We start from the raw sequence: 6,412 nt of genomic DNA, 5'->3' as shown, positions 1-6,412 counted from the left end.
TGGATGTTTGAGTGGTTTATCCGACACACTACCTTTGATTTCGCTACTCTCCAGATGTACGGAGTTTTTTCAAAAATCAAATAGGAGTCCTATAGTAAGCGCAGGTGGAGCAGTATCTGCTAAAGATGCAACCGGTGCGCTAGCTGATTTAAAAAATCTTTTTGATTCTGGTGTAATTACCGCAGAAGAGTATGAAGAAAAGCGGCAAAACCTTCTTAAATCTTTGTAAATTCAAATCATTAGTTGATTTACCGTGTCACAATCTAAATCTTGGTTTCAACAAACTCCTGCTTGGGTGTGGTTATCATTAATTCCGACAATTGGGGGTTTTGCTATTGCCTATGCAGGTTATAAATCCAAGACTAATACTTGGATTGTAATAGGGATTAGCACTTCTGTTTTAGCTTTAGCTTTCTCCACTAATAGTTTAGCATTTGTAATCTGGATAGCTCAAATTGGCGTTGCTTTCTACCTCAGAAAAGCCTTTTTAGTCAAAACTTATCCGAAAAATTTACCAATTCCTGAAGAACAAGAACTAGCAAAGTTAGTTGTCAGTACTCGTGATAAAATAGATATTAATGAATGTTCAAAAAATGAACTAGTTAACTATTTAGGGCTACCCATAGTCTATGCAAACAATATCGAATCCTTGATGAATGAGGGATATGTTTTCACTCATGTAGAAGAGTTAATAGAAATAGCCGGAATTCCCGAAAAGCAAGTAGCTCGAATTACACCGTTGATTACTTTTAGCTACAACTACAAAAAAGAAGCTGAATATTCTTGGAAACGATTAAACACATATTCAACTCCAGAATTGATTACCTGTGGACTAGATTCCGCGATCGCAGAACAAATTGTTGCAGAAAGGCAACAACGAGGTGAGTATAAATCATTGATTGATGTGAAGCAGCGCACTGGATTACCGTTTGCTACTTATGGTCACATAGCTTAGATATCATCAGGGCAATGAATTAATAATTAATTCTAACTCCCCACTCCTCAACCTTTTTCCACGGAAGTTTGACTGTAAATCGACTACCTTTGCCTAACTGACTTTCGGCATGGACAGTCCCACCGTGCAACTCGATAATTTTTTGCACCATCACTAATCCTAAACCAGTGCCTGTGGAACGACGGGTAGAGGAATTTTCAACCTGCACAAAAGGTTGAAATAATTTGAAAAGGTCATCGGAAAGCATACCAATACCGGTATCTACCACGCTGAAAAAGATATATTCATTTGTGGAATTTGGCTGGACTTCAATCCAGACTTCGCCTCCTTCTTTAGTAAACTTGATAGCGTTAGTCAACAGGTTGATAAATACTTGGCGGATGCGGCGTTCATCGACTTGAATGGGTTCGAGTTCTTCAGGTATTTGTGCCCTCAAGCGGATATTTTTCTGGAACGCCAGATGTTTGACAAAACTCAGGCTGGAGTCACATAATCCTCGAATTGAAGTAGCAGCTAATTGCAGTTCTATCTTGCTGGATTCGGTGTCGGTAAGGTCAAGGATCTGGTTAATCAATTCTAGTAGGCTCTTACCGCTGGATTCGAGGATATTTAGGGACTGGCGCTGTTCTTCGCTCACAGGGCCGTACACTCCTTCTTGGAACGCCTCAGTGATCCCAATAATGGAGTTTAAAGGATTTCTCAAGTCATGGCTGATGTTTCCTAAAAAGGTGCTTTTGGCACGATTTGCCACTTCGCCAGCTTCTTTAGCCTCACGCAGAGAGGATTGTGCCCGTTTGCGATCGCATACTTCTAAAGTCAGGGCGACAAATTCCGCGATTGAGCCAACGAAGTTTTGCTCACTCAGTTCCCATGTTCGAGGATTACCAATCTGCTCATACAATACCGTTCCCACCACTTCGCCCCCAACCCAAATAGAGGTATCAATTAGGGATACAATATTCTTTGGTTCTAACAGTTCATTCCATAATTCTTGGACTCGTGGATCGGTGCGAGTGTCGGTGACAGTGATGATCCGGGCAGATGCCAAGGCTTTAAAGTAGATCGGATAATCTGCAAGGTTGCGTTCTAGACTTGCCGAATGTCTCTGTTTGCTAAGTTCATAGAGATTTATACATTGTAGCTTGGTGCGTTGGCGCAGCCCGCCGTAGGCATCGCCATTGAATAACCACACACCCACTCGCTCTACTTCTAAGGCATTCGCTGCTTTTTCTGTGATGACTTTGAATGCTGTTTCCAGATTTCCTTCTGAAACCGCTTTGTGATTTGCCAGTTCTGCCAGTACTCGACTATGCTGGCCCAGTCTTCGCTCACTGTTGATGCGTTCTTGAATCTCTTGCTGTAATTCTTGAGTTCGCTGCTTAAGTTGCAGTTCTAACTCTTCATTTTTGGTAGTCAGTGCAGTAAAGGTTTTGCGTAACTGCTGCGCCATCTCGTTGAAAGATCCACCCAGCACCTCTAATTCTTTAATGCCCTGTATTTTCACCACTGAGTCTTCGCCATTGGTAAAATCGACTAAATCTTTTGTCGCCGTGCTGAAGTAGAGAATTGGCTGAGTTATCCAACCGGCGGTGACAATCCCCAATAAAGTAGCTAGTCCCAATGCTCCCAGACAGAGAAAAATTGTCGTTTGAGTGTTGCGATCAATCTGTCCCATAAAGTCTGCTTCTGGGACAGCCACTATAATCAACCAATTGACATTTGATTCGCCCTCTAAGGGTCTAACTTCTAAAAATTGTCGTTTGCCGTCAAAGGAGAAATCTAGTTGCTGTAAACTTTGAATCTGGTCAAAGTTACTAAATTTAGTTGCTAAATATTTAGCGGTTGCTTGAGTCAAGGAATTCCCGCTCTGGGAAGCTGCCAACCGAATTGGTTTACCATTTTGTAAGCGGAATGCTTCTTCGGTTGTAGAACTTGCTACTAATAGCCCCGATCGCTCGATAAGAAAAATTTGCCCAGACTTGCCAACTTTGATGTTTTGCAGCAAATCCCCAATTTCTGATAAGTGAGTCAGAGTGCTGTTGACTCCGAGTAACTGACCTTGCGAGTTATATATAGGTTGAGATGCACTAATCAGCAGGGTTGGTTCTGTTAAGGGTGTATAAATTTGACTAAAGCTGAATTTTCTGGCGGTAACTGCTGTTTGATAATCAGGACGCGATCGCGCATCATAGTTTTTGATTACCTCTGGTAGTTGGGTCTGTTGACCTTGATTGTCAATTCTGTAGGTGTAGAGGTCGTACCCTGTTGATTTTCCGGCTTTTCTGAGCAAAAATTGGCGATCGTTGAGCTTTTCCACCGCTAAGTATTCTTGCTGTTCATTGCTTGCCGTTAAGGCAATTGCATCTGGAAAAATCTTTAACTGCTCTATTAAGTATGACTCCCAGGTTGCAAGATTCTCTATCTTCAGCAACCCCATCTCAATGACATTTTGATTACCGCGTAGTACCTGACGCGGGGTTGACAGATAAGTTTGTAAACTCTGCTCGACTCGATTGACAACTTCAATCCGCAATTCGCTAGCTACCTCATTGACTGCTTTTTGCCCGTTGCGGATTGATAAGTATGCAGTCAATCCCACAGCTAGCAAGATTTGCAGCAGGAACAACGCTACCAGGATGCGATTTAGGGCTACGCCTTTAAACAGGGAAAAAACACCACCTTGCCCAGTATTTTTGTTCATCTGCCCACTCCCCTTACTCCCCCTGACTCTCCTGTAGTATTGAGTACAACACCTCGACTTCGCCCTCCTGTGGGCTTATGCATAGTTTATACTCGGTCGGGTCAAGTGCCAATATACCACTTCTGGCAAAAGAACAAAACGTTAGTTAACTGCACCTGTAGATTTCACCAGCTAAATATTGCGATCTTCAAAGAGACTAGTACAACACGGCGTCAGTTTGCCTACCTTTGAGAAGATTTAAATTAAAACAGAACTTACGCATTCAGATCCCCCAACCCCCTTAAAAAGGCAGGGCTGTTTCATTCCCTAAAAGGCGCTGATTTCCAAGCGTTTCAAGCAAAAAATCAGGTGACTAAAAAATCTGATTGGACAAGAAAATGGCGATCGCTTGGCTCAGTTAAGCGTCCGTTACAATCTCTTCTAATTACTAGCTGTGACACCGCGTCACGATCGCTTGGAAACTGAACCAGATAACCTTACTGTTCAACTTTTACAAATTTAAGCAATACAAAAACAGTAGAAGTAGGTTTGTAAAGTAGCAGGAATCATTGACAAGCTAAGTATATACGCAATACGATTATTGTAATAGAACCTAAGATAGAGTTAATTAAAATATTTTGCCCCGAAAATAAAGACAAGCAATATTAAAGATAATTTGGATAAAACAAATGAACACCAAAATTATTGCTTTGTTGGGAATTACGGCAGCCTTTGCAAGCTTAGGAAGCCCAGTCTACGCACAGTCACCAGTATCAAGCTCAAATCGAGGACAATATAGATTAACTGGTGATTCTCTAGTTGGAATTGATCAGAGAACAGCCCAAGATGACTTTGGAAGGTTTTTTGAGCGAACTAATCCAGCAAGCATCTCAAACAATAATATAAGAGGCAATAAAACTCCAGTCAAAATCCGGTTTAACGAATCATTATCACAGCCAGACACTTCTGTTTTCTTAGCACCGGCTCAGTCTGGGGATGACAATGATGGATTGCAAGTGCAGTTAGATATAGGGAGAGAATAATAGATAAACCGTGTCTATCTTGAAAACTGTAGTTTTTTTATAATGAGAGTAAAGCTCACAACTCAAGCCACAACCGCAAATATCCTCTCATTGAAAACTCCAGGTTTCAAAATGGACGGGGCGCACCTTCAGAATGGAACAAAGCTAGTAGACGGTGGTGGAAGTTTGCCTACTTTTAACACTTGTCGTTACCAACATCTTTTAAAAGGATGCGGGGGCGATCGTGTATCTTTTCAATTGCGATGTGGCAACTATTAATCTAATCGCAAATATGCTTTTAGCAATTTTTTCATTAACTAAGGCTGCGATGTCTCCGACGCGCTATTCGGCGTCGCATCCGTTTTCTCGACATGGCGATAGGTAATCTCTGGTGGAACTTTCATTTTTTGTTCTAAATCCAAAAAGACCATCTGAGAAACTTAATCTTGGTATTCCCAAACACCAAAGCTTATCTATATGGCGAGAGATATTGGTTCACCGTTCTTTGCCGCTTGTGCGAGTAAGTCGCGGACTTCTTCATCTGTAGTTTGGGGAAAGTTTTCGTACCAAAGACCAACGCTTTGGAAAGGGCTGGGTGTCGAGACGCAAGCGATTTCGTCTATCTCAGTTTGCAACTCTTGGCAAGTTTCAGGTGCGGCCACAGGCACAGCAATCACAATCTGAGCAGGTTGTTGTTTTCGCACAGCTACAACAGCAGCCCACATAGTTGCACCCGTGGCTAAACCATCATCTACCAAAATAACTGTGCATCCCTGTAAATCTCTTAAGGGGCGATTCCCCCGATAAAGCCGTTCCCGCCGCTCTAACTCCCGTTCTTCTTGCACCGCCACCCTAGCAATTACTTCATCGGATATCTTCACCAGGCTGATAATATATTCATTGACTATCCGCACACCACCAGAAGCGATCGCTCCCATAGCTAATTCTTCTTGATCAGGCACACCCAATTTACGTACCACTAAAACATCTAAGGGAGCATTTAATGCTTTGGCAACTTCAAAGGCAACGGGTACGCCACCCCTTGGTAGCCCTAATACCAGAACATCTAGACGGTTAGCATAAGCGGCTAACTCCTTAGCCAAAACTTGACCCGCAAACCTCCGATCTTTGAATAGCATAATGTGACACTCCTGAGTAGTTGACAAAAAAATTAAGTATTTACACGCATTCGTCCTTAGCTACCCGCCTCAAACAACGGATCGAATTCTGATGGGACTTGAGAGCGAATATCATTGATATCGCCACTGCTAATTGCTTCACTCAATACCTCAATGACTTCAATACCTCAATGACCACACGCGCATGATGAACAGCATCTGGAAGGTCTATACTTTCCCTTTGGCTGACTCGCCCAAAAAATTCATCTAGAGAGAAGCGTTCTCCAGATCCTGCATATTTATGTCGCAGATATTCTGCAATGCCTCTTGGCAGTTGGGCAGCGCATTGAAAGATTCACCAAGAGCTAGGCGTTCCGCCAGCATCTCTAAAGTAGCACAGGTTGCAAGTTCTGCATTATCACGTGAACTGAGATGGGCACGATTTTGCACCTGTCCAATAAACTCATCGTGTTGCATTTTCCCTCCAGATTTGTCTTAATGCATAACTTGTTATATTTCAGATGTTCTGAACTGATCTTAGAAAGCTAAAAATTCCGTGTCCTCTGACTAACGAGGCGACATCTTCGATCTATAGTTCTATCAAAGGGATGAATTAATTTTAATGGAGGGAGATTTT

General features: G+C 42.3%; 7 protein-coding genes. 3 read left to right on the top strand and 4 right to left on the bottom strand.

The genetic code is table 11. The annotated features are described in order from the left end of the window. The first annotated feature begins 91 nt into the window (after positions 1–91). Both V7K30_RS34510 and V7K30_RS34130 read left to right on the top strand, forming a co-directional pair. Positions 92–229: an SHOCT domain-containing protein gene (locus V7K30_RS34510; RefSeq protein ID WP_442941136.1), complete on the top strand. Its 138-nt coding sequence runs from the start codon at positions 92–94 to the stop codon at positions 227–229. A gap of 24 nt (positions 230–253) precedes the next feature. Further along, positions 254–955 (top strand): helix-hairpin-helix domain-containing protein, encoded by a 702-nt coding sequence (locus tag V7K30_RS34130; protein WP_335007038.1) that lies wholly within the window; start codon positions 254–256, stop codon positions 953–955. A 19-nt stretch (positions 956–974) separates the two neighbouring features. Here the strand turns inward: V7K30_RS34130 and V7K30_RS34125 are convergent, their stop codons facing one another. Next, positions 975–3,656 carry an ATP-binding protein gene (locus V7K30_RS34125; RefSeq protein WP_335007036.1) on the bottom strand — a complete coding sequence of 894 codons (2,682 nt, stop codon included), beginning with the start codon at positions 3,654–3,656 and terminating at the stop codon, positions 975–977. A gap of 668 nt (positions 3,657–4,324) precedes the next feature. On the opposite strand from V7K30_RS34125, the gene V7K30_RS34120 reads away from it, so the two are divergent. Beyond that, positions 4,325–4,678, top strand: coding sequence for a hypothetical protein (locus V7K30_RS34120; RefSeq protein ID WP_335007034.1), 354 nt, complete (start codon positions 4,325–4,327; stop codon positions 4,676–4,678). 452 nt (positions 4,679–5,130) lie between these two features. Here the strand turns inward: V7K30_RS34120 and V7K30_RS34115 are convergent, their stop codons facing one another. The 3 genes from V7K30_RS34115 to V7K30_RS34105 all read right to left on the bottom strand — a co-directional run bounded on the left by V7K30_RS34115 (position 5,131) and on the right by V7K30_RS34105 (position 6,252). Further along, the gene (locus V7K30_RS34115) at positions 5,131–5,796 is read right to left on the bottom strand and encodes a phosphoribosyltransferase (protein WP_335007032.1); all 666 of its coding nucleotides are present in this window, start codon (positions 5,794–5,796) and stop codon (positions 5,131–5,133) included. Positions 5,797–5,938: 142 nt separating this feature from the next. Next, complete coding sequence (locus tag V7K30_RS34110; protein WP_335007057.1) at positions 5,939–6,085, bottom strand: hypothetical protein; 147 nt, start codon at positions 6,083–6,085, stop codon at positions 5,939–5,941. Continuing rightward, positions 6,043–6,252 (bottom strand): DUF2267 domain-containing protein, encoded by a 210-nt coding sequence (locus V7K30_RS34105; RefSeq protein WP_335007030.1) that lies wholly within the window; start codon positions 6,250–6,252, stop codon positions 6,043–6,045. Before V7K30_RS34105 ends, V7K30_RS34110 begins: the two co-directional genes overlap by 43 nt. Positions 6,253–6,412 lie beyond the last annotated feature (160 nt).

The organism is Nostoc sp. (assembly GCF_036917655.1).
Taxonomy (GTDB): domain Bacteria; phylum Cyanobacteriota; class Cyanobacteriia; order Cyanobacteriales; family Nostocaceae; genus Nostoc.
The sequence above is the reverse complement of the archived record's forward strand: the minus strand, read 5'-3'. Positions and strand labels throughout refer to the sequence as shown.

Bases quoted from the DNA above. Each gene is read 5' to 3' on its own strand.
- V7K30_RS34125 (WP_335007036.1), bottom strand. From the start codon at position 3,656: ATGAACAAAAATACTGGGCAAGGTGGTGTTTTTTCCCTGTTTAAAGGC.
- V7K30_RS34120 (WP_335007034.1), top strand. From the start codon at position 4,325: ATGAACACCAAAATTATTGCTTTGTTGGGAATTACGGCAGCCTTTGCA.
- V7K30_RS34115 (WP_335007032.1), bottom strand. From the start codon at position 5,796: ATGCTATTCAAAGATCGGAGGTTTGCGGGTCAAGTTTTGGCTAAGGAG.
- V7K30_RS34105 (WP_335007030.1), bottom strand. From the start codon at position 6,252: ATGCAACACGATGAGTTTATTGGACAGGTGCAAAATCGTGCCCATCTC.